The sequence below is a fragment of the Labrenzia sp. THAF187b genome, from assembly GCF_009363375.1.
GTDB lineage: Bacteria > Pseudomonadota > Alphaproteobacteria > Rhizobiales > Stappiaceae > Roseibium > Roseibium algicola.
The window spans coordinates 3,815,869-3,836,226 of sequence record NZ_CP045344.1 but is presented as its reverse complement, the minus strand read 5'-3'; the positions used below and the strand labels follow the sequence as shown (position 1 = coordinate 3,836,226).

General features: G+C 58.3%; 24 protein-coding genes and 1 riboswitch. Of the genes, 11 read left to right on the top strand and 13 right to left on the bottom strand.

Going from position 1 to position 20,358, the window contains the following annotated elements:
* The first annotated feature begins 61 nt into the window (after positions 1–61).
* Both msrB and FIV03_RS17625 read left to right on the top strand, forming a co-directional pair.
* A complete protein-coding gene (msrB, locus tag FIV03_RS17630; RefSeq protein ID WP_152510464.1) occupies positions 62–511 on the top strand; it encodes a peptide-methionine (R)-S-oxide reductase MsrB in 450 nt (149 codons plus the stop codon).
* A 155-nt stretch (positions 512–666) separates the two neighbouring features.
* Positions 667–1,425 carry a transporter substrate-binding domain-containing protein gene (locus tag FIV03_RS17625; protein WP_209009693.1) on the top strand — a complete coding sequence of 253 codons (759 nt, stop codon included), beginning with the start codon at positions 667–669 and terminating at the stop codon, positions 1,423–1,425.
* A gap of 44 nt (positions 1,426–1,469) precedes the next feature.
* Here the strand turns inward: FIV03_RS17625 and FIV03_RS17620 are convergent, their stop codons facing one another.
* Positions 1,470–1,904, bottom strand: coding sequence for a helix-turn-helix domain-containing protein (locus FIV03_RS17620; protein ID WP_152510463.1), 435 nt, complete (start codon positions 1,902–1,904; stop codon positions 1,470–1,472).
* A 140-nt stretch (positions 1,905–2,044) separates the two neighbouring features.
* On the opposite strand from FIV03_RS17620, the gene FIV03_RS17615 reads away from it, so the two are divergent.
* Both FIV03_RS17615 and FIV03_RS17610 read left to right on the top strand, forming a co-directional pair.
* Positions 2,045–2,902 carry an SDR family oxidoreductase gene (locus tag FIV03_RS17615; protein ID WP_152510462.1) on the top strand — a complete coding sequence of 286 codons (858 nt, stop codon included), beginning with the start codon at positions 2,045–2,047 and terminating at the stop codon, positions 2,900–2,902.
* Between the two features lie 151 nt (positions 2,903–3,053).
* Complete coding sequence (locus FIV03_RS17610) at positions 3,054–4,289, top strand: MFS transporter (RefSeq protein WP_023000999.1); 1,236 nt, start codon at positions 3,054–3,056, stop codon at positions 4,287–4,289.
* 35 nt (positions 4,290–4,324) lie between these two features.
* Here FIV03_RS17610 and FIV03_RS17605 read toward each other — a convergent pair whose 3' ends face one another.
* From FIV03_RS17605 to FIV03_RS17580, 6 genes are all read right to left on the bottom strand, one after another.
* A complete protein-coding gene (locus tag FIV03_RS17605; RefSeq protein ID WP_023000998.1) occupies positions 4,325–4,915 on the bottom strand; it encodes a hypothetical protein in 591 nt (196 codons plus the stop codon).
* 153 nt (positions 4,916–5,068) lie between these two features.
* Entirely contained in the window at positions 5,069–6,130 is a 1,062-nt protein-coding gene (locus FIV03_RS17600; RefSeq protein ID WP_152510461.1) for an iron ABC transporter permease, read from the bottom strand.
* A 53-nt stretch (positions 6,131–6,183) separates the two neighbouring features.
* Positions 6,184–7,119 carry an ABC transporter substrate-binding protein gene (locus tag FIV03_RS17595; RefSeq protein ID WP_152510460.1) on the bottom strand — a complete coding sequence of 312 codons (936 nt, stop codon included), beginning with the start codon at positions 7,117–7,119 and terminating at the stop codon, positions 6,184–6,186.
* A 17-nt stretch (positions 7,120–7,136) separates the two neighbouring features.
* The gene (locus FIV03_RS17590; protein ID WP_152510459.1) at positions 7,137–7,910 is read right to left on the bottom strand and encodes an ABC transporter ATP-binding protein; all 774 of its coding nucleotides are present in this window, start codon (positions 7,908–7,910) and stop codon (positions 7,137–7,139) included.
* Positions 7,907–8,311, bottom strand: a complete 405-nt coding sequence (locus tag FIV03_RS17585; RefSeq protein WP_152510458.1) for a DUF1636 family protein — start codon at positions 8,309–8,311, stop codon at positions 7,907–7,909. The genes FIV03_RS17590 and FIV03_RS17585 overlap by 4 nt, the downstream gene beginning before the upstream one ends.
* A complete protein-coding gene (locus FIV03_RS17580; RefSeq protein ID WP_152510457.1) occupies positions 8,301–8,579 on the bottom strand; it encodes a hypothetical protein in 279 nt (92 codons plus the stop codon). Before FIV03_RS17580 ends, FIV03_RS17585 begins: the two co-directional genes overlap by 11 nt.
* Before the next feature lie 106 nt (positions 8,580–8,685).
* Positions 8,686–8,899: riboswitch (cobalamin riboswitch) on the bottom strand.
* Between the two features lie 143 nt (positions 8,900–9,042).
* Here FIV03_RS17580 and FIV03_RS17575 point away from each other — a divergent pair.
* On the top strand, positions 9,043–11,127 hold the full coding sequence (locus FIV03_RS17575; RefSeq protein WP_152510456.1) for a S9 family peptidase: 2,085 nt from the start codon (positions 9,043–9,045) through the stop codon (positions 11,125–11,127).
* Positions 11,128–11,331: 204 nt separating this feature from the next.
* Positions 11,332–11,730, top strand: a complete 399-nt coding sequence (locus tag FIV03_RS17570) for a hypothetical protein (protein ID WP_023000992.1) — start codon at positions 11,332–11,334, stop codon at positions 11,728–11,730.
* Between the two features lie 4 nt (positions 11,731–11,734).
* On the opposite strand, the gene FIV03_RS17565 is transcribed toward FIV03_RS17570, so the two are convergent.
* On the bottom strand, positions 11,735–12,661 hold the full coding sequence (locus FIV03_RS17565) for a LysR family transcriptional regulator (protein WP_152510455.1): 927 nt from the start codon (positions 12,659–12,661) through the stop codon (positions 11,735–11,737).
* A 99-nt stretch (positions 12,662–12,760) separates the two neighbouring features.
* Here FIV03_RS17565 and FIV03_RS17560 point away from each other — a divergent pair, with 99 nt between their 5' ends.
* From FIV03_RS17560 to FIV03_RS17550, 3 genes are read left to right on the top strand one after another with little or no spacing between them, the layout of a single operon-like run.
* Positions 12,761–13,069, top strand: coding sequence for a putative quinol monooxygenase (locus FIV03_RS17560; RefSeq protein WP_023000990.1), 309 nt, complete (start codon positions 12,761–12,763; stop codon positions 13,067–13,069).
* Positions 13,070–13,075: 6 nt separating this feature from the next.
* Positions 13,076–13,294, top strand: a complete 219-nt coding sequence (locus FIV03_RS17555; RefSeq protein ID WP_023000989.1) for a DUF2798 domain-containing protein — start codon at positions 13,076–13,078, stop codon at positions 13,292–13,294.
* A gap of 17 nt (positions 13,295–13,311) precedes the next feature.
* Positions 13,312–13,686, top strand: a complete 375-nt coding sequence (locus tag FIV03_RS17550; RefSeq protein WP_152510454.1) for a RidA family protein — start codon at positions 13,312–13,314, stop codon at positions 13,684–13,686.
* Between the two features lie 195 nt (positions 13,687–13,881).
* On the opposite strand, the gene FIV03_RS17545 is transcribed toward FIV03_RS17550, so the two are convergent.
* The 4 genes from FIV03_RS17545 to FIV03_RS17530 form a co-directional block, all read right to left on the bottom strand.
* Positions 13,882–14,373, bottom strand: a complete 492-nt coding sequence (locus FIV03_RS17545) for a GNAT family N-acetyltransferase (protein WP_152510453.1) — start codon at positions 14,371–14,373, stop codon at positions 13,882–13,884.
* 28 nt (positions 14,374–14,401) lie between these two features.
* On the bottom strand, positions 14,402–15,334 hold the full coding sequence (locus tag FIV03_RS17540; RefSeq protein ID WP_152510452.1) for a cytochrome c: 933 nt from the start codon (positions 15,332–15,334) through the stop codon (positions 14,402–14,404).
* A gap of 143 nt (positions 15,335–15,477) precedes the next feature.
* A complete protein-coding gene (locus FIV03_RS17535) occupies positions 15,478–15,933 on the bottom strand; it encodes a cytochrome c (RefSeq protein ID WP_152507621.1) in 456 nt (151 codons plus the stop codon).
* A 206-nt stretch (positions 15,934–16,139) separates the two neighbouring features.
* Positions 16,140–16,742 (bottom strand): superoxide dismutase, encoded by a 603-nt coding sequence (locus tag FIV03_RS17530; RefSeq protein ID WP_023000984.1) that lies wholly within the window; start codon positions 16,740–16,742, stop codon positions 16,140–16,142.
* A gap of 797 nt (positions 16,743–17,539) precedes the next feature.
* Between FIV03_RS17530 and FIV03_RS17525 the strand changes: the two genes are divergently transcribed.
* A complete protein-coding gene (locus FIV03_RS17525) occupies positions 17,540–18,718 on the top strand; it encodes a YbfB/YjiJ family MFS transporter (RefSeq protein WP_152510451.1) in 1,179 nt (392 codons plus the stop codon).
* Positions 18,719–18,728: 10 nt separating this feature from the next.
* Here FIV03_RS17525 and FIV03_RS17520 read toward each other — a convergent pair whose 3' ends face one another.
* The gene (locus FIV03_RS17520) at positions 18,729–19,586 is read right to left on the bottom strand and encodes a branched-chain amino acid aminotransferase (protein ID WP_055656627.1); all 858 of its coding nucleotides are present in this window, start codon (positions 19,584–19,586) and stop codon (positions 18,729–18,731) included.
* 313 nt (positions 19,587–19,899) lie between these two features.
* On the opposite strand from FIV03_RS17520, the gene FIV03_RS17515 reads away from it, so the two are divergent.
* A complete protein-coding gene (locus FIV03_RS17515; RefSeq protein WP_152510450.1) occupies positions 19,900–20,334 on the top strand; it encodes a VOC family protein in 435 nt (144 codons plus the stop codon).
* The last annotated feature ends 24 nt before the right edge of the window (positions 20,335–20,358 follow it).

Here is a 20,358-nt window from a genome sequence, read left to right as displayed (position 1 = left end):
GGCTTGCAGCAACCTGTGCACGCCCCTATTTCTGGGAAAAACATCAAATAAGGAATGCCGAATGAGCGACGAAACCACCCGCCACGAAAAAGCATCTCCCCCCATCAGGAAGACCACCGCCGAATGGATGGAGCAGCTTACGCCCGAGCAGTTCTATGTGACCCGCCAATCCGGCACCGAGCGCCCTTTCACCGGTCCCTACTGGGACAACAAGCTCATCGGCCGTTACGATTGCGTGTGCTGTGAAACGCCGCTGTTCATGTCGGATACAAAATTCGATTCCGGCTGCGGCTGGCCCAGCTTTTTCGAGGCAGTAGACCCGGAAGCTATCCGGGAACTTGAAGACCAGTCCCATGGGATGATCCGAACTGAAATCCGTTGCAGCAGCTGCGACGCGCATTTGGGTCACGTCTTCCCGGACGGGCCACCTCCGACAGGCTTGCGCTATTGCCTCAATGGCCATGCAATGAATTTCGTTCACGGCGGCCGGCCACCCGCCAAGTCGGAATAGACCGTTTATCTGCCCGCCTCGGCTACAGCTTCGAGGCGGGCAGATTTAATGCATGCATTAAAAGCCCGTTTCAAGAACAGTTTCCAGTTTTAGATTTCAGTTACACACCCCTGATAATAATAGCATCACAAACTTCAAGAACATCGGGGTGGGACTTGTCTGTACTACGGAGTTTTGCTTGCACCTGCGTGCGCGCACTGGTTTTCGGCCTAGGCTTGGGACTTGCCGGCCAGCCGGTCCTGCCTTCACCAGCCGCTGCAGAAGAGCTTGTCGCATTCACCGGATTTCTGCCCCCTCTCTCCATCAATGAGCAGGAGAAGGGCATTGCAGTCGAGCTCATGGAGCTCGTTGCAGAAGAGGCCGGCCTCGATATCAAGATCCGCTTCGCCCCCTGGAGGCGCGCGCAGCTCCTGGCTGAAAACACACCCGGTTCACTTCTCTTTACTGCTGCCTATTCCAGGAACCGCAGTGAGAAATTCCAGTACATCGCCCCCCTGCTTTATACGGAAAGCGCATTCGTAACGCTCGATCAGCCGTTGGATACCTTTGAAAAGGCTATTGAGAGCGGCAAGGTCATCGGGGTGCATCTGGGCAGCCAGCGCAGCCAGATCCTGCAGCGGTTTGGAGTTCGCAACGTTGAGGAAATACCATCAGCCGAACAGATGAGCGTCATGCTCAAGACCGGCAGGATCGATGCCTGGTACACCATGTCTGTTCGGGCGAGCTACATGTTCCGCCAACAGGGATACGACCCGGGAAGTCTCGTCATCGGCGCTCCGGTTACCCACGGCATCCAGTGGCTGGCGGCCAACAAGGATCTCGATCCGCAGATCAGAGGCCGGCTGTCGGCTGCCGTCTCCAGGGTGTGGCGCGATCCGAGATACTGGCAGATCGTCGACCGCTATACTCACTGACGGTTCATCTCCGCGCTCAATAGCCGGAACAACGCCTCAAATCCTTACTCCGCTGCCACGGCCTCCTCATGGCCGGATTTGGCGGACAGGATCCTGGCGATATTGATCTCGATCCAGTCAGCGAATTCTCGCACTTTCTCTGCAGCCTCCCGGCCGATCGGGGACAGGCTGTAATCGACATGCGGTGGCACCACCGGGTGGGAATAGCGGTTGACGAACCCGTCGGCCTCCAAAGTCTGCAGCGTTTGCGCCAGCATCTTTTCACTGACGCCGCCGACGGTGCGACGAAGTTCCGAAAACCGCTGATCTTTATCCAGAAGCGCAATCAGCACCAACACGCCCCAACGGCTCGTCAGATGCCGCAGGATTTCGCGTGATGGACAATTCTGGTTGAGCAGTTCCCCCTGCTGCATCAATTCGGACAAGGGCGCGCCGCTGTTCAGCACGCACTTGGGGGTTATTTCTGCCGTATCGCTCATCCTGTTTTCCAGTTTTTTGTCCGAGATCCAATAAATCTCAAAACTAACCTTTTTGTACGTACTAACAAAAAGTAAGTGATCCGTCTACATGGGCAGCATCCGATGCATTTTCGAACGATCAACCTTCAAGGAGAAACACAATGATCGCAGTCACGGGTGCCAATGGTCAGCTGGGCCGTCTCGTCCTCAAACATCTTGCCGGCCTCACCGTCGAGCCAGTTCGCGCGCTTGTCCGCTCACCGGAAAAAGCCGGCGATCTTGCCACGGACCAGGTTTCGGTGGTGAAGGCAGATTACGATGATAGCGCCACCCTGCCGGCTGCGTTGGAAGGTGTTGAGCGTCTTCTGCTGATCTCCGGATCGGAGGTCGGCAAGCGCGCGCCGCAGCACAAGGCCGTCATCGACGCAGCCAAGGCAGCCGGCGTCCGTTTCATCGTCTACACCAGCCTTCTCAACGTTCCGCAGTCCAGCCTCCAGCTGGGTGTGGAACATGCCGAAACGGAACGGATGCTGCGCGAAAGCGGCATTGCCCATGCCGTGCTGCGCAACGGCTGGTACGTCGAGAATTTCGGCGGCACTGTAGCGGCTGCCCTTGCCCATGGCGCCGTTGCGGGCGCAAGCGGTGATGGCAAGTTTTCCGCCGCTGGACGCGAAGATTACGCAGAAGCCGCAGCCCGCACCGTTGCCGGCAGCGACCTGAGCACGCGAGCACTGGAACTTGGTGGATCACCTGCGTTCAGTCTTGCCGACCTGGCAGCGGAACTCTCCAGCCAGGCCGGCCGTGAGATACCGTTCAACAATCTGCCAGAAGCAACCTATGCCGGCATCCTGGTCCAGGCAGGTCTGCCGGAAGGTTTTGCAAATGTCCTTGCTGATTCCGACAGAGGCGCGTCTCAAGGCGAGCTCTTCACGACTTCCACGGCCCTGGAGGACCTGATCGGTCATCCGACACGCTCGTTGAGTGATTTCATCTCCGAAAGCCTCAAAGCGAACGCCTGACGTCCGCTAATTGCCTGCTCCGGCACGAAGGCGGCCCCTCCGCCTTCGTGCAATCATTTGAATTTGTGGTCGGTTGGTTCAAGGATATTTGTTGGTTCCCCATCGGCGAACCTGTTAGGCAGATGGTCCTGCACTTTCCCGGTACCCGATCATGTCCCTTGCCAACGCATCCGATCCATACGTCCAGGACGGGCCTTACGCCTGGTTCCGGTTGGCGATTTCGATTTTGCTGAGCACCCTTGGTGGTGCAGGCATGTGGGCGGTTGTCATCGTTCTGCCTGCCGTCCAGACGGATTTCGGGATCGATCGTGCCGGAGCGTCCCTGCCCTACACCGCGACGATGTTCGGCTTTGCCGCGGGCAACTACCTGCTTGGCCGCGTCGTCGACCGCTACGGCATTGTCATACCCGTCATCGGCTCTGCACTTTCACTCGGCGCCGGCTTCGTTCTGGCCGCCTTTGCGCCGGATGTCTGGAGCTTCTCTCTGGCGCAGGGCCTGCTGATCGGTCTGGGCACCGCGGCCACATTCGGCCCGCTGATCGCCGATATCTCCCACTGGTTCCTGAAACGGCGCGGTTTTGCCGTCGCCTGCGCCGCCTGCGGAAACTATCTTGCCGGTGTGCTCTGGCCATCGCTGATCCAGTGGAGCCTTGCGACGTCCGACTGGCGCCAGACCTATATCCTCATCGGCGTCATCTGCCTTGTCGCCATGGTGCCGCTGGCGCTTTTGCTGCGCCGGCCTCCTCCGGACACATCCCTGAGCACCGGTGCGGCCACGGCCCGTTTCGGTCGCCAGGACACCGGCCTGCCACCCGCGGTTCTGCAGGCTCTTCTCGTGGTCGCCGGTCTTGCATGCTGCGTCGCCATGTCGATGCCACAGGTTCACATCGTCGCCTATTGCGTCGATCTCGGTTATGGCGTCGCCCCCGGAGCGGACATGATCGCGCTGATGACCGGTGCCGGTGTGATCAGCCGGCTGGCATCCGGATATATCGCCGACAAGATCGGCGGTGTCATGACCCTGCTGATCGGTTCCGTGCTGCAATGCGCAGCGCTGTTCCTGTTCATTCCCTTCAACGGCCTGGCTTCGCTCTATCTCGTGTCCCTCATCTTCGGTCTGTCGCAGGGCGGCATCGTGCCCAGCTATGCCGTGATCGTGCGAGAATACCTGCCGGCCCGCGAAGCTGGACAGCGTGTCGGCCTGGTGATCATGGCAACCATTCTCGGCATGGCCCTCGGGGGCTGGCTGTCCGGCTGGATCTACGACCTCACAGGCTCCTACCAGGCCGCGTTCCTGAACGGTATCGCCTGGAACTTCCTCAACATGGCGGTGATGATCTTCATCTTCATGCGCGGCAAGATGAGGCCGACGGGCGCAGCCGCTTGAAGCTGTGGTTCCGATGAACGGCCAGAGGACGCCAGTTACTTCAGGACGCTGAAGTTGCTGGTGATCAACCAGATCTGCGACAGCAGGACAACGCTGACAAGACCGATGTGATAAGCGGACTTGCGGATCCTCGTCGCGGCCAGCACCAGCACGATCATCACGATCTGACGCACCAGATACGCGGTTCCAAGATCGTTGAAATAATCGATCCCCTTCAGCCGCGAGTCCACGATGTCGAGCACGAACATTAGGGCAAGCAAGCCGTAGATCCAGGTCTGCCTGGCGTGGAAATAATCCTTGTAGCTGGCGTATTCGCCCATCTTGTCCGGATAAAGCACGGCGGTAATAAAAAAGTAGAGTGCGGCAAAGGCGATTACGAACAGATAGCTTTCGAACGTCCAGACCTGAATGCGGCCAAGTGCGAATTCGAACCACCAGAAGTGAACGACGGACAAAAGCATGAACAACGACCACCCAAGGTGCACGCTGTAGATCTCTTCGCGTTGGGGATGCTGAACATACCGCGCGAGGCCATTGAGCAGCCGCGCAACACCCAGCCCGATCACCATGCCGATGATGATCCGGATGTGGGTGAATTCCGCAAGATTGGTGGGAAGTTTGTCCATGTGGGTCCGTTTTGGTCTCGATAGAGCAACACTATACGAATGCTGCCTGATGGAAACCGTCGAGATCCGCCACAACCAACCTTGAGGCTCGCTCTGACCAGCGGCCGTTCAACCAGGCCCGGTTGAACGGCCGGAAGCGGTCCATGCGAGGTTCTAGTGTGCCTGACCCGTGCGGGAGCGCAGGAGGAGCACGAAGAAAATGCCGCCAATCAACCCGGTGACAATGCCGATCGGCATATCCTCGGGGGACAGAAGCGTTCGTGCGATGATATCCGCCCATATCAGGAAGATTGCGCCAAGCATCATCGATGCCGGCAGAACCCGGCTATAATTGCCCCCTACAAGAAAGCGGGCAATATGCGGCACCATCAGCCCGACAAAGCCGATGATGCCTGAAAAGGCGACCATCACACCGGTGATCAGAGCTCCCAGCACAAATACCGTGAGACGGAACCGGGCAACCGGAATGCCGAGTGTCGACGCTGTTTCATCGCCGATGGTCATCGCATTGAGATCGGCAGACCGCAGCAGAAAATACGGCGCCACCAGCAGCAGAATGCCAAGCGGAAACGGTAGTTGAGCCCACTGGGCAAGACCGAGACCACCCAGCATCCAGAAGACAACCGTATGCGTTGCCCTCGGATCGCCCAGGAAAATCAGGATATTGGCGATCGCCATGATGATGAAGGACACGGCCACACCGGCCAGCACCAGCCGGTCGGCACTGGTTGCAGATGCAAACCGTGTCACCCCGAGCACAAGAAAAGTTGCCGCCAACGCACCGGCGAATGCCATCAGCGGAACGGTCATCAATCCCAGAAACAGGCCTGTATGCAGCAGCGCAAGAATGGCGCCAGCCGCTGCACCGGACGAAATGCCGAGCAGATGCGGATCGGCCAGTGGATTGCGCGTGACGGATTGCAGGGCCGCGCCGACAACGGCCAGACCTGCACCGACAAACCCGGCCAACAGCGCCCGCGGAAACCGGATCTCCCAGACGATAGCCTCCCGACCCTTGGTCCAGTCAATCGCGAACAGATCCGGCATCACACCATTGGCCAGGATCTTGAAGACAGTGCCGCCCGGGATCGCCACCGCACCCGCACCGATGGCAGCTACAATGGAAATAGCCAGCACCAGCACGCCGGCCAGAAGCAATACCCCATTCCCCCGCAACCGGCGCAGGCCAGCGCTTTTGTCCGTGAGCACGCTCATGCGGGCCCATCGTTTCTGCCTGCAACGGCAGTTCGAAGCATCTTTTGCAAGGCTCACTCTCCCCAGAACGCTTCGGTGAGCTTTCCGATGGCCTTGAGGTTCCGCGGTCCCGGGGTTGCCTCGACATAGTCCAGCACGACAAACCGGTCGTTCTTGACGGCTGCAATGTTGGCCAGAGCGGGATTGTGTTTCATGAAGTCGCGTTTCTGGTCAGCCGTCACTTCGCCGTAGTTGACGATCACGACCATGTCCGGGTCTTTTTCCACCACGGTTTCCCAGTCGACGGTCGCCCAGCTCTTTTCAAAATCGTCCATCACGTTGACGCCGCCGGCTGCCTCGATAAGCGCTGTTGGCATGGCATATCGTCCGGCGGTGAAGGGCTTGTCTTCGCCGCTGTCGTAGACAAAGACCCGCAGCGGCTCTTCACCAGCAGGCACCGTTGCCGCGATCCGGTCCAGCTCCAGCTTGTAGGCCGCAACAAGATCGTGGGCGGTGTCTTCAACACCGAAGATCTTTCCGAGGTTGAGGAGGTCGTTATAAAGATCGTGCAGAGACGCCTTCGGCTTGTCGCCGATATGAATGCAGGATTCGGTCAGCTCGTAGACCTTGATGCCGAACGGCTCCAGCGTTTCAGGCGTCACTTCACCGCCCACCTTCATGCCGTAGTTCCAGCCGGCGAAGAAGAAATCGGCGTCGGCTCCGATCAGCACTTCCTTGCTCGGATATTTCGACGCGAGTTCCGGAAGTTCGGCAATGCCCTCACGCATCTCCGCGTCCAGCGTCTTCCAGCCTGAAATGCCGGTATAACCAACCATGCGGTCGCGCAGGCCAAGTACCAGCATCATCTCGGTCAGATTGACGTCATTCGAAACGGCTGCTTTTGGCGGCGTGTCGAAGGTCACCGTGCGGTTGCAGCTGTCCACGCTCGTCTGCGCAAATGCCGGAACAGACAGAAAGGCGAGCGCGAGGCCCAGGGCAATTTTTTTCATATTAAGTCTCCAGAAATTCAAAGATGGAAGGTCAGGTAGCGCTCGCGGCTGGCAGACAGTTGCTCCAGTCGGACCTGTACCGAATAGGCTTGCTCAATGTTGCCGGGGGTCAGCACCGTCTCCGGCATTCCCTGGGCAACCAGTCGGCCCTCATGCAACAGCAAGACCTTGTCGCAGACACGGCTTGCCAGGTTGAGGTCGTGCAGGCTGGTGACAATGGTAATGTCCAGATCGGCAATCAGCTCGACGATCTCGAGCTGATGACGAATGTCCAGATGGTTGGTCGGCTCATCCAGCACCAGAAGCTTTGGTTCTTGCGCCAGCGCCCGGGCCACCATCACCCGCTGCCTTTCCCCCCCGGACAATGTGCCGAAGGCTCTTTGTGCATAGGACAGCAGATCCATTTTCACGAGACAGTCATCGACGATCTCGGCGTCCCGCTTGCCTGCGCCGGCAATACCGGTTGCATGGGGACGCCGGCCGAGTGTGACGATCTCGCGCACGGACAAGGCAAAGTCGGTCGGCTGCTCCTGAAGCACGGCGGCGATCGTTTTGGCGGCCTCCCTGGCACTGATGTGCCAGAGATCCGTGCCATCCAGAAGGATTTCGCCCGTTTTCGGTTTCAGGAAGCGATAGAGCAGCCGCAACAGGGTGGATTTGCCGGCACCATTGGCGCCGGCAATTCCAAGAACCTCACCGGCAGGCAGATCGAAGCTGAGCGGATGCAGAATGGTTTTGCCCTGCCCCGTCTTCCAGCTGACCTCGCGAACAAACAGATCGACCCCAGTCATGAGAACGCCGTCCCGTCAGCTTCCGAAACGATCATCGCTGCCGGAAGCCGGCCTTGCGATGCGCTCCAGCGCTTGCCGTGTCTTTCCTCGGTCACCTCGCATCCATTTTCAATCTGGCGATACCGATTGGCGTAGTCGACCAGGTCGTCGATGTCCGTATCGTCCTCAATGTCCCCAAAGAGGTAGATCGCCTTGTCGGTGGCCTTGAATGCCAGCGTGCAAGGTCTCGAACAGCTCTCCATGTCGGCTGTTCCGCTGATTTCGAACTCGTCTCCAACGACAGGCACTGCCTGTGCCATTGCGCTCTTCAGCTTGCAGATCAGCCCATATCCGGGATGGCAAGCCTGCCCATTGTGACGACAGGTCGTGCAGACGAATATCTTGTGCGGATCATTGCTCATGACGCGCCTCCACGGCTTCTGCCAGTGAACCGACAGGAGGCTGCGGAAAAGCAAAGGCATTGCTTTCCTGGTTGCACTTGGCACGGCCGGATCGGGTAGGTTTGGCACATTCATCATGTAATGTTATTACATTACCAACATTCTTGCTGACAACAGATTTTTGCAGCCCATCAGGAACCATCGCGCGCACTGCGCGCGCCGCCAGTGGATCAGCCTCGGTCAGGAGGTTGGCAAGTCTTGAGAATTCAGCAGAAAATTTCCGGTTCATATCGCCCTCCGCGATTTCGCGGGGCAGTCAGGAACCGAATGTGCAACTTTGCCGGCAGGTGCCGATTGGCCATGTCACTCACTCCTCCGGGGCACCCCGCCCGGGTTAAGGTTTAAGGTGAAATGGCAGGTCTCCTGACTTGCGGGTCATTGCTTGCCTGATCCTTCCCGGGGTCTCCCCAGTGGCGCTTTCAGGTTTGCTCACCGCTCACAGTTGCGGGGGCAGTCACGGATTTGCAGCCTTTCGGGCTCGTCGCACCGTGTTCCCTTTTAATCCCGGTCCGGAGTTCGGAGTCGGGAACCATCTCTTCCTAAGTGCGCGAACGCCTGAAAAATGTCAAAGACTTTTGCAGGTCGCCGCTCTTGTCTGAAAGCACGGCAGGATGGCCAGGAGGCGGAAACACCCTGCCGCCTCGGCAGTATTGACCCTTGCCTTCAAGGCTCAAAAATCTTACCTCCGATCCATGAAACAGGATGCCCTTCCCCCGCGCGCCGCAGCGCGCCCCCTCACCCTTGAGACCCACGGCATTACCCGCCAGGACGATTTCGCCTGGCTGAGGGCGGACAACTGGCAGGAGGTCATGAAAGACCCGTCCGTGCTGGATGCCGACATCCGCAGCTATCTGGAAGCGGAGAATGCCTATCACGAAGCGCAGATGGCACCGACGAAGGCTCTGCAGGAGAAGCTTTTCGCGGAAATGCGCGGCCGCATCAAGGAAGACGACAGCTCGGTTCCTGCTCCCGACGGCCCCTTCGCTTACGGCCTCAAGTATGAAACCGGCGGCCAGCAACCGGTTTTCTTTCGCACCCCGCGTGACGGCGGCGCGGAAACGGTTCTTCTCCATGGCGACAAGGAAGCCGAAGGAACGGCATATTTCCGGATCGGCGGCGTTAGCCAGTCGACGGATCACAAGCTCATCGCCTGGGCTTATGACGACAAGGGCTCGGAATATTATTCACTGAGGCTGCGCGACGCCCAGTCTGCCAAGGATTTTGACTACGCCATCGAGGATACGGGCGGCGGCGGCGTCTTCTCGGAAGACAGCCGCTATGTGTTCTACGTTCGCCTCGACGCCAACCACCGGCCCTCGAAACTCTTCCGTCACGAAGTCGGTTCCGACCCTGCGAGCGACGTTCTCGTCTACGAGGAAAAGGATGCCGGCTTCTTCATGGGCGTCGGCAAGACCCAGTCCGGCGACACCATCGTCATCGACATTCATGATCACGAGACATCCGAAGTCTGGATGATCCCGGCCACCGACCCGACCGCCGAACCGGTGCTTGTCGCAGAGCGCGAGACCGGTATCGAGTATTCCATCGACGATCACGGCGACACACTCTACATCCTGACAAACGCAGGCGGCGCCGAGGACTTCAAGATCGTCACTGCGCCGAAAGGCAATCCCGGCCGCGAAAACTGGTCCGATCTTGTGCCTCACAAGGCAGGATGCCTGATCCTGTCGCACTGCGTCTACAAGTCCTTCATGACGCGGCTGGAACGCGAAGACGGCCTGCCGCGCATCGTGATCCGCCGGCTTGCAGACAACATCGAGCACTCCATCGCCTTCGACGAGGAGGCCTATTCACTCGGCCTTGGCGGCGGCTACGAGTTCGACACGAGCACGATCCGCTTCACCTATTCCTCGATGACAACGCCATCGCAGACCTTCGACTACAATGTCGAGACCCGCGAACGTGTTCTGCGCAAGGAACAGGAAGTGCCTTCCGGCCATGATGCGGACGACTATGTCACCCGCCGGTTGATGGCTCCCGCAGCCGACGGCGAGACCGTGCCGGTGTCTGTGCTCTACCGCAAGGACACCAGGCTCGACGGCTCCGCACCTCTGCTGCTTTACGGCTATGGCTCCTACGGCATCACCATTCCCGCAAGCTTCAACACCAACTGCCTGTCGCTGGTCGACCGGGGGTTCGTCTACGCCATCGCCCATATTCGCGGCGGCAAGGACAAGGGCTTCCACTGGTACAAGGATGGGCGGCGCGAGAACAAGAAGAATACCTTCACCGACTTCATAGCCGCAGCAGACCATCTTGTTGCGGAAAACTTCACCTCGCACGATCGCATCGTCGCTCAGGGCGGCTCGGCTGGCGGCATGCTGATGGGTGCGATTGCCAACCTGGCACCGGAAAAATTCGGCGGCATCATTGCCGAAGTTCCGTTTGTCGACGTTCTGTCGACCATGCTGGACGACACGCTGCCGCTCACGCCGCCGGAATGGCCGGAATGGGGCAACCCCATCACGGACAAGGCAGCCTACGATTACATCGCGTCCTACTCGCCCTATGACAACGTTGAGGCAAAGGACTATCCGGCCATCCTTGCGGTAGGCGGATTGACCGATCCGCGCGTAACCTACTGGGAACCGGCCAAATGGGTCGCCAAGCTGCGGGCAACCGGCACTGGCGACAAGCTGCTGATGCTGAAAACCAACATGGAAGCCGGCCATGGCGGCGCTTCCGGCCGTTTCGACCGGCTGAAGGAAGTCGCAGAGACCCAGGCCTTTGCCCTTTTGGTGACCGACAAGGCCTGACACTTCGTCAGACCCGAAGATTATCCGGGCGTGCGGAGCAGTTCGCACGCCCAGGAACCTAAATTACTTTCACACGCTTGTGCGGGTACCACCCGAGCGAACGTGACTTGATTTTGACCAAGTCTTCGGCTCATGTGAGAGTTGTTGCAAATCAATCAATTGAACGGTCCTGGACCGTACCGACGCTGTTCACTGGAGCCCGTGATGACCTGCTACCGCACACTTCCGCACCGCCTTGCTGATGGGCTGAAAAAGGGGTTGCGCCTGGTTCCGGTCATGGCCGCCACGCTGAGCCTTGCCGCATGTCAGTCCTACGACACGACCGGCGGCAATGTGGTGGAAACGCTGCTGTTCTCCCCCACTTTCACCAAGAACCGGCAGGACATCCCCAGCACCTACAACACAGCTTATGACTGCCGCACCTTTACCGGCAGCGGCTGGAAAGGCATTGCCGGTGGCAAGGTCTTCAATTTTAGCCAGAAATACATCATCTCCCAGGCCGGTTGCTTCAAGACTCAAGGCGAATGCAACGCATGGCTTGCGGTCATGTCCAGTTACATCGATCAGCCGCGCTACATCCGCTGCAATCCCTACACAGCGTAGGACATCAAGCGGATCTTGCAGGATCACGCTGGACGACAGTCCCCTGAAATACGGGAAGCGCTGCCATGAACGGTTCCATGTAATCAAGCAGGCAGCGCGCCCGGGCATTGAGCAGCCGCCCGGTGGGCCATACCGCAAAGATATCCCGTTGCTGCCCTTGCCAGTCTGCGAGCACAGGTGTGAGGCGGCCTGAAATCAGGTCATCGGAAATCTCGCTCACAGGCAACAGAGCGAGCCCGTGACCATCGCCGGCCAGCTGCCGGGCAAGACTGATGTCATCGACAACGACACGCGCATCGACAGGCACGGTTTCGCGGCAGCCCGTTTCCCGATTTGTCAGTTGCCATTGCGGAAGCGTGGACACCCGCACCACCTTGTGCCGGCCGATCTGGTCCGGTCGATCCGGGGCGCCGGCCTGTTCAAGATATGCAGGCGCCGCCACGAGAACCGTTGCCACCACCCCGAGACGCTTCTGGTAAAGCCGCTCATCGGTTTGGGGTCCGGCCCGAAGGGCAATATCGACCCTGTGTTCCAGTAGATCCTTGTTCTCGTTGCTGAGCGTCAGCGTCAGCTGGATCTCCGGAAAGGTCTTGAGAAAATCCGACCACATGGGCTGCAGGATGCCGATGGAAATATTGGTGGGCGCCGCCACCTTCAACGCTCCCCGAAGACCGTGCAGATCAGTGCTTAACCCGTCCAATGTCGTCTCAGCGTTTTGAACCAGGTCGGCAAAGGCCTCGAAATACGCCTCACCCGCCACCGTCAGATTGAACTTCCGCGCGGAGCGAAAGACCAGCTGAGTGCCTATGGTTTCCTCTAGCTTCGCCAGGCGCCGGGTCACCGTTGCCGCAGGCAATCCGAGATGCGCGGCTGCCTTTGCCAGGCTTCGATTACGCGCGATGTGAACAAACAAGGCAATGTCGTCGAGCATGATTTCATTTTCAAAATTTAAACTCTCATTATTCGATATAGATTGAGATTAGAGAAATCAATAAATCTGTCTTCGTTCTTAAACGCAACGGAGACACTCATGGGCAATTACTTCATCAGCGCTGGTATCGAACTGCAACAGGGTGCGGAGCGGACCAGGGCAGAGACGGAACTGCGCCGACTTGTGGCTGAAACCCAACACGAACCCGGCTGCAATTTCTTTGAAATCCGGCAGAACCTGCAGGATCCCGACAAGTTCACCCTGTGGGAAAGCTGGACTGACAAGGACGCCCTGGCCGCCCATTTCGAAATGCCGCACACCAAGGCCTATCTCGCGCAGAACCTGACACAGGTCAGCTACATTGAAGAACTGGGCGAAATCGGCACCAGCGAAGCGATCAAAAGGTAGTCAGTCATGAAGAACCGATTGATCGCGACGTTGCTGATGTCACTGGGTCTGTCGCTCTTGATGTCGTGCTGGGTCACATTCCTGAACCTCGGCTGGAGCGACAGGTTCTTCTGGCAATGGATGAATGCCTTTCGTCTGGCCTGGCCCGCTGCTGCCGTCATCGCCTTCTTTCTCGGCCCGCCCGTGCAAAAGGCAACGCTGTTCCTTTCAGCCCGCCTGCCGTAATCAGCAAAGGAAAAACGATGCCTCCTGCCCGACAGAATTTCGAGGAACTGGGCCTGCCGGCAGGCCCCTATACCCACGCCGTTCGGCATGGACAGACGGTCTATACATCCGGTTTCACAGCTTTCGGCACACCTGCACAGGCCGATTCGGCCGGCCCGCAAACCAGGGCGGTGTTCGCTCAGCTGCACACGATCGCCGCCCACTATGGAAGATCACTGAAAGATCTGGTGAAAGTAACCGTGTTCGTCACCGACATGACCGACTTGCCGGAAATCCGGTCAGCCCTTGCAGAACTCTATGAAAATGAGGTTCCTGCTAGCTCGCTGGTCTGTGTTGCCGCTCTGTTTCACCCACAGTTGAGGGTCGAAGTTGAAGCGATCATTGCAACCTGATCGATGAACGACTTGCAACCGGATTGAGAAATACGTATTATCCCTTAGTTGAATAGCAATGGACCGGCTCTACAACTTGATGGAGATACGTGTTCCAACTTCTCGAATAACTGTGCACGGGCAAAACGACCCAATAATAAAAAGCGAAACTTGACCACCTGCTCGCAGGTGGTTTTGTTTGAAAGCGTCAGTTGTTCACCCGTTCAGTTGCTTTTTGAAGAAAACCGTCTCCAGGATCGGCGTATCGTAATAGGCGCCAACTTGCTCAAACCCCGCGGCTTTATAGAGCTTGATGGCGCCCGTCATGCTTGGCAGCGTGTCCAGCAGCATCTCCCGGTAGCCGGCGGCAACCGCCGCTGCGATTACAGCCTCCACCAGCGCACCACCCACACCTTTGCCGCGTCCGTCCGGCAGGACGTAGAGCCGCTTCATTTCACACGCGCCGTCTTTTCCGAACGCCCGCAGGCCAACACAACCGAGAACCGAGCCTTCCTCATCCTTCGCCAGGAAAAGCGCCCCGGACGGCGGCGCGTATTTCCCCGGCAGACCTGCAAGCTCTTCTTCGAAGCCCTGGTAGGAAAGGTCGATGCCGAGCCAGTCGACATAGGCCCGAAACAGGTGCCGGATCGGCGCCAGGTCGTTTTCGGTTGAAACGGGTACGATCGAAATTTGCTGCGATTGAATCATGGAATGACAAAATGTCCGCGTGGTGTCGTCAGTTGGCTGTCGGCGCAACGGGCGGGATGGCTTTCAGGTAGGCGGCGATCGCTTCACGATCACTGGCAGGAAGCTTGGCCATGTTTTCCTGAACATGCACCATTTCACCACCGACGGAATCGTATTCAGGCGTGAAGCCGCTTTCCAGATAATAGGCAATATCGCTTGCGCTCCAACTGCCGAAACCACCATCCACCGGCGTAATGTCCGGGATACGGCCTTCTCCTGTGGGAGCCGGCGCGCCACCGAGCCATTTCGCCAGATCCAGTCCCCCTGCAAAATTTCGAGCCGTGTGGCATTCACCGCAGTGACCGGGCCCTTCCACCAGATACCGCCCGCGGTCCCAAAGGGCAGCGTCGACTTCGTTGCCGCCTGAAGGGGCGGCTATGACGGGTGACGGATCCAGGAACAGCCGTTTCCAAAGCCCCAATCCACGACGGATATTGAACGGAAAACCGAGCTCATGAGGTGGCGTCTTGCCGTTGACGGATGGCAGCGTTTTCATGAAGGCAAATAGATTGCCGATGTCTTCGCCAGACATACGGGCATAGGAAGTATAAGGGAACGCCGGGTAATAGTTTCGCCCGTCCGGCGATGTGCCATGCGTCATGGCATTGGCGAAATCAGCAAGCGACCAGGCTCCGATACCGTCTGTCGTACTGGACGAAATGTTCGGGGCAACAAACACGCCGAACGGCGTCTCCAGGCGAAGGCCTCCGCCAAGCTTCAGCTTGTCGTCTCCTGCAGCATCCTTGGCCGCATGGCAGGACGTGCAACCGCCGGCCCAGAATACAAGTTCCCCTTGCGACGCATCCCCTTGGGCAATGGCGGCAAGCTGGGCTTCGCTCAGCTTCGTCGGCGCGGACAGGAACCAACCCGCACCTGCCGCAACAACCGCAAGAACGACGAGGACGATGACAGCCTTTTTCATGAGGTCTCCCTGGGTCTTCCTGGCACCGAAACGCCAAAACAGCGGCTCTTCAACCCGGGCAGGGTGAAAAGCCGCTGATCTGTCTCACAGTCTGGAGCCTGCCTGTTGCAGTCTGTGTGCGGTAGACCCCGGAATGCCGCCGGTCAGTTTTTCTTACGGTAAGTTTCGTGGCACGATTTGCAAGAGCCGAACACGGGGCCCATCGCAGCCTTGAAAGCCTCGACATCCGCAGGACCGTCCTTGCCCGATGCTTCGAAGGCTTTTGCAGTCGCGTCCGCAAACTTGGCCAGCTCAGCGGAAAATCCGTCCGGATCTTCCCAAATGGCCGCAGCGGCTCCGGTTTCACCCTGATCGGAGCCAGCAGGGAAATAGTCTCCGAATGTCAGGGCTGCTGCATTCATCGTTGCGATGGCAGCCTTACCGGCAGCAGGAGAATAGGCGATCTCCCCTTTCATCAGGCCACCACCGAGCCCGGCAGCCGCGCCGACCGACGACATGATGGCCTGCCGGGTCGCAATCGGATCGTCAGACGCCTGAGCAATGGAACCGGCAAGGCCAATCCCGGCCGCAAGACCCAATACAACAGCCGATTTGATCATTCGCATCGTTCTCTCCCTCTCGTGGAAATTGCCTTCGGCAATGATTCACCAGTGCGAGTACAGCCCATGTACCGCTCGGTCTGAAAATCACGGTCGCGTGAAGTGCGCCATGTTCGGTGAACACAGCGTCAACGCTGACGAAACAGCCAAACAAAAAACCCCGGCCTTTTCAGGCCGGGGCTTCATAAAACGGGGTGGTTCCCGAATTACTTCGTTGCAGCTTCGTACATTTCCAGCACGTAGTCCCAGTTGACCATGCTGTCGATGAAAGCTTCGAGGTACTTCGGGCGCGCATTGCGGTAGTCGATGTAATAGGAATGTTCCCACACATCACAGCCGAGAATCGGCGCTGCACCGTGTACCAGCGGGTTTTCACCGTTCGGGGTCTTCATGATTTCCAGCTTGCCGTCCTTGACTGCGAGCCAGGCCCAGCCGGAGCCGAACTGGCCAACACCGGCGGCGATGAAGTCGGCGCGGAACTTGTCGAAACCACCAAGATCACTGTCGATAGCGGAAGCCAGTGCACCCGGAAGCGAGCTGCCGCCACCGTCTTTTTTCATCCACTTCCAGAAGTGAATGTGGTTGTAGTGCTGACCGGCGTTGTTGAACAGCGGAGCGTTCTTGCCGAAGCTTTCCTTCACGATTTCTTCCAGGGATTTGCCTTCCAGGCCGCTGCCGGCGAGCAGCTCGTTGCCTTTGGTGACATAGGCCTGGTGGTGCTTGTCATGGTGAAACTCGAGAGTTTCAGCAGACATGTAAGGGGCCAGCGCGTCATATGCATACGGCAGGTCAGGCAATTCGAAAGACATGACAAACTCCTTAAAAGGTCGGTGACCGGCGGCGACATTCCTGCTTCATGAAGGAATGCAGGAACGGCCGCGTCGAGCGGCAAAATAGGATTGCTGGGCCGTCACGGCAAGCGCCGATCCCCAAAATAAAGAAATTTTTTCTTTTTATTTTAGGACGTACGATCTGCCGTTGACACTTCCCACGAGGGGAACGCGTCCACACGGCTGCAGTTGCGCCACTCACGGGAATGTGATCAGTAATTTTCGAAAGAAAAGCGCCGTTATTTTTAACAAAAACACTTTAAAAAGATAGAATTATATAAGAATATACAAATGATTTAGATAATTACCGATTTTAAATCTAGCCATTATTAAATAACAAATAGAAAATACCGCCTATTTTCTCAAGAAATATTATCCTTGCCACCACTATCGCCTCTCAGGTCAGTTCCAGAAACAGCAGTACTCTTGACGAATGCTACAACAACTGGATTTCATGGTGTAACGACAAGACCTGCGGCTACCCGAACAGTTGCTACGGTGGAGCATGGTTCATTGCGACGGTATCAATAAGGCCTGCATGACCCGGTTTCCCGGTTCCAAGGTCCAGTCGGTGCGAAACAATGCCCTGCGAAAGCCAATACGCACCAATACTCGTCTTGTCGCCGCTGTTGTCCGGACAGGAAACTGATCGCCTTCACCCTGCCCTGCACCAACCCTACTTCAACGCGTTCCTTGAAATGACAAAGCAGAGCGATCGTGCAAGATAGCAACGACTGCTTGTCAGTTTTCACATATCGCCTCACGACCGGAACCCCATGTCACCCATCTCGCGCTCTCCTGCCGCATTGGCTTTCGGCGGTCTGCTCGCCCTTGCTGCCGCGATGGGCATCGGCCGGTTCGTCTACACCCCGATCCTGCCCTTCATGACCGACGGCCTGCAGTTGCCGCCTGATGATGCCGGCCTGATCGCGTCCGCGAATTTTCTCGGATATCTGGCCGGAGCTCTTGCCGGCGCCTCAAGGTCGCTGCCCGGTAATCCGCGGCTGTGGTTTCTCGGCGGTCTTCTTGCCAGCGCCCTGACCAGTGCCGCCATGGCGCTGACCACTTCCCTGTCTCTGTTTCTGTTGATCCGCTTCGCCAGCGGGGTCGCAAGTGCCTTTGCGCTGGTTTTTTCAACCAGCCTGATCCTGGAGCGGCTGACGGCAGCCGGTCGCGGTGGCTTGAGCGCTCTCCACTTTGCCGGGGTTGGCTGCGGCATTGCCTTTTCCGCTTTTCTGGTCGCCCTTCTGGCGCATCTGGGGGCAGACTGGCGTGGGCTCTGGCTGGCCAGTGGCGCTGCCACGCTTTGTTTTCTTCTGGTGGCTGCATTTCTGGTGCCGTCCGAGCCGTCTCCCCAGCCAGTCACCACACCTGCGCAAAGCTCCCGCGACGAAGCCACGGCATCTCCGTTTGGCTCTGCCAGCCGCATCCGCCTGATCCTGGCCTACGGCCTGTTCGGTTTCGGCTATGTCATCACCGCGACCTTCGTCAATACGATCGCTCGCGCCAATCCGGCGCTTCAATCAACCGAAGCCTTCGTCTGGTTGACAGTTGGGCTGTGCGCTGCGCCTTCGATTTACGTCTGGAACAGGATTGCCGCGCGCATGGGCACTCGAAAGGGCTTCGCTCTTGCCTGCGTGCTGGAAGCGGCAGGGGTTGCCTTGACGGCGGTGAGCACAGCACCTGTGCTCTTCCTTTTCGGCGCAGCGCTCCTCGGGGCAACCTTCATGGGTATCACCGCCCTTGGCCTGATGGAGGCACGGCGCGAAGTCAGCCGGGACGGACCGGCTGCAATCCGTCAGATGCTTGCGGTACTGACGGCAAGCTTTGGCGTCGGGCAGATGGCCGGGCCCTGGGTTGCCGGCCAGATGCATCATCTGACCGGGTCCTTTACTGCCTCATCCCTGGCAGCCGCCGCGGCGCTTGTGGTAGCCGCGGCACTGGTCGTCAGATGAAACTCCCCACTCAGGCGTGGGAGAATTCCCAGTAGAGTTCTCTTGCGCGAGCCGCGATCGGACCAGGCTGCAGGTCGCGTTCCTCGATCCGCTTGACCGGCGTTACCTTGCTGTAGTTCCCCGTCGAGAAGATCTCGTCGGCTTCCAGGAATTCGCCATAGTCCATGGTGCGCTCGAAAACGTCATAGCCAACGGACCGCAGCAGCTGAATGACGCGCTGACGGGTAATGCCGTTCAGGAAGGTGCCGTTGGGAACCGGCGTGTGCACCTTGCCTTCCTTGGCCATGAAGATGTTGGCCGACGTCAGTTCAGCGACATTGCCCAGCATGTCGCGAACGACGGCGTTGTCGAAGCCGCGCCCCTTGGCCTCCAGCATCGCTCTCGCATTGTTGGGATAAAGGCAGCCGGCCTTGGCGTTGACAGGCATGCATTCAACAGTCGGACGGCGGAATGGAGACAGCGTGATGCTCATCGCCGCATCCTTGGGTGCCATCGGCGCATCGAACAGGCACAGGCAGAACCGCGTGCTGTCCGGATCGCCCACGATCACCCCGGGTCCGTCACTTTCGACCCAGTACATGGGCTTGACGTAGATCTGCTGGTCACCACCGAATTTGGCGCAGCCTTCCTTGGTGAGCTCGACCATTTCACCAACCTTCATGGTCGGCTTCATGCCCAGCGCTACGGCACTGTCGTTGACGCGTTTGCAGTGGAGATCGATGTCCGGCATCACACCTTCAAAGAAGCGGGCGCCGTCAAAAACGCTGGAACCGAGCCAGGAAGCATGAGTGCGCGGGCCCATGATCGGCGGATTGCCCTCGTGCCAAGTCCCGTCGATCCAGGTCCAGGTGTCACTCCATCCGCTCATGTCTCTTCCCTTTTCTGCGCTGCGGTTGTGCAGTCTGTCCGCCGAAACAACACCGCTCATCACGGCAGGTCAATAGCTTACCGCGAAATTGAGGAAAGTTGCTGTCATTCTTCGCAAGATACGATGATATCAGGATAAAAATCACCAAAACACCCACTTGAGCGACATCAATTTTTCAAGTCGGATCGTGCAATGACAAGATGCGGATCCCATCACCGGCCCTGGCTTGGAAACCCCGACCCCGCCCTCTGACCATTGACTCTCGCCACACAAAGTTCACTATATGTTCTTGTAGCAATTTTGGGAGTTCAGGATGGAACAGCGCATTTCCGTGACGACGCTCGTGGTCGAAGACGTTGCCGAGGCACGCCGCTTCTTCGAAGACGGCCTGGGATGGCAGGTTCATTCCTCACCAGGTCCCGAAGTGGTCTTTTTCCAGGTTCCCGGCAGTGTATTTGCCCTCTATGGCCGCGCCTCCCTGGAAGAGGAAATCGGACGCTCTGTCACCGACCGCCCCACTGGTGCGGTGACGCTCGCCTGGAACGGCAGGTCGGAAGCCGAGGTGGACACAAGCTTCCTGAAAGCGCTTGCCGCGGGCGCCCGATCAGTCAAGGAACCCCAGAAAGCCTTCTGGGGCGGGTATTCCTCTTACGTGGAAGTCCCCGGCGGTCACCTGCTCGAGATTGCCTATAACCCGTTCTGGCCGGTGGAAGAGGATGGCGCAATCACCCTGCCCCCAGTCCAATAGCGGGGCACAATTGCTGTATAAGTC

Coding starts and splice junctions, on each gene's coding strand:
- msrB (WP_152510464.1), top strand. CDS start 62: ATGAGCGACGAAACCACCCGCCACGAAAAAGCATCTCCCCCCATCAGG.
- FIV03_RS17620 (WP_152510463.1), bottom strand. CDS start 1,904: ATGAGCGATACGGCAGAAATAACCCCCAAGTGCGTGCTGAACAGCGGC.
- FIV03_RS17615 (WP_152510462.1), top strand. CDS start 2,045: ATGATCGCAGTCACGGGTGCCAATGGTCAGCTGGGCCGTCTCGTCCTC.
- FIV03_RS17610 (WP_023000999.1), top strand. CDS start 3,054: ATGTCCCTTGCCAACGCATCCGATCCATACGTCCAGGACGGGCCTTAC.
- FIV03_RS17605 (WP_023000998.1), bottom strand. CDS start 4,915: ATGGACAAACTTCCCACCAATCTTGCGGAATTCACCCACATCCGGATC.
- FIV03_RS17600 (WP_152510461.1), bottom strand. CDS start 6,130: ATGAGCGTGCTCACGGACAAAAGCGCTGGCCTGCGCCGGTTGCGGGGG.
- FIV03_RS17595 (WP_152510460.1), bottom strand. CDS start 7,119: ATGAAAAAAATTGCCCTGGGCCTCGCGCTCGCCTTTCTGTCTGTTCCG.
- FIV03_RS17590 (WP_152510459.1), bottom strand. CDS start 7,910: ATGACTGGGGTCGATCTGTTTGTTCGCGAGGTCAGCTGGAAGACGGGG.
- FIV03_RS17585 (WP_152510458.1), bottom strand. CDS start 8,311: ATGAGCAATGATCCGCACAAGATATTCGTCTGCACGACCTGTCGTCAC.
- FIV03_RS17580 (WP_152510457.1), bottom strand. CDS start 8,579: ATGAACCGGAAATTTTCTGCTGAATTCTCAAGACTTGCCAACCTCCTG.
- FIV03_RS17575 (WP_152510456.1), top strand. CDS start 9,043: ATGAAACAGGATGCCCTTCCCCCGCGCGCCGCAGCGCGCCCCCTCACC.
- FIV03_RS17570 (WP_023000992.1), top strand. CDS start 11,332: ATGACCTGCTACCGCACACTTCCGCACCGCCTTGCTGATGGGCTGAAA.
- FIV03_RS17565 (WP_152510455.1), bottom strand. CDS start 12,661: ATGCTCGACGACATTGCCTTGTTTGTTCACATCGCGCGTAATCGAAGC.
- FIV03_RS17560 (WP_023000990.1), top strand. CDS start 12,761: ATGGGCAATTACTTCATCAGCGCTGGTATCGAACTGCAACAGGGTGCG.
- FIV03_RS17555 (WP_023000989.1), top strand. CDS start 13,076: ATGAAGAACCGATTGATCGCGACGTTGCTGATGTCACTGGGTCTGTCG.
- FIV03_RS17550 (WP_152510454.1), top strand. CDS start 13,312: ATGCCTCCTGCCCGACAGAATTTCGAGGAACTGGGCCTGCCGGCAGGC.
- FIV03_RS17545 (WP_152510453.1), bottom strand. CDS start 14,373: ATGATTCAATCGCAGCAAATTTCGATCGTACCCGTTTCAACCGAAAAC.
- FIV03_RS17540 (WP_152510452.1), bottom strand. CDS start 15,334: ATGAAAAAGGCTGTCATCGTCCTCGTCGTTCTTGCGGTTGTTGCGGCA.
- FIV03_RS17535 (WP_152507621.1), bottom strand. CDS start 15,933: ATGATCAAATCGGCTGTTGTATTGGGTCTTGCGGCCGGGATTGGCCTT.
- FIV03_RS17530 (WP_023000984.1), bottom strand. CDS start 16,742: ATGTCTTTCGAATTGCCTGACCTGCCGTATGCATATGACGCGCTGGCC.
- FIV03_RS17525 (WP_152510451.1), top strand. CDS start 17,540: ATGTCACCCATCTCGCGCTCTCCTGCCGCATTGGCTTTCGGCGGTCTG.
- FIV03_RS17520 (WP_055656627.1), bottom strand. CDS start 19,586: ATGAGCGGATGGAGTGACACCTGGACCTGGATCGACGGGACTTGGCAC.
- FIV03_RS17515 (WP_152510450.1), top strand. CDS start 19,900: ATGGAACAGCGCATTTCCGTGACGACGCTCGTGGTCGAAGACGTTGCC.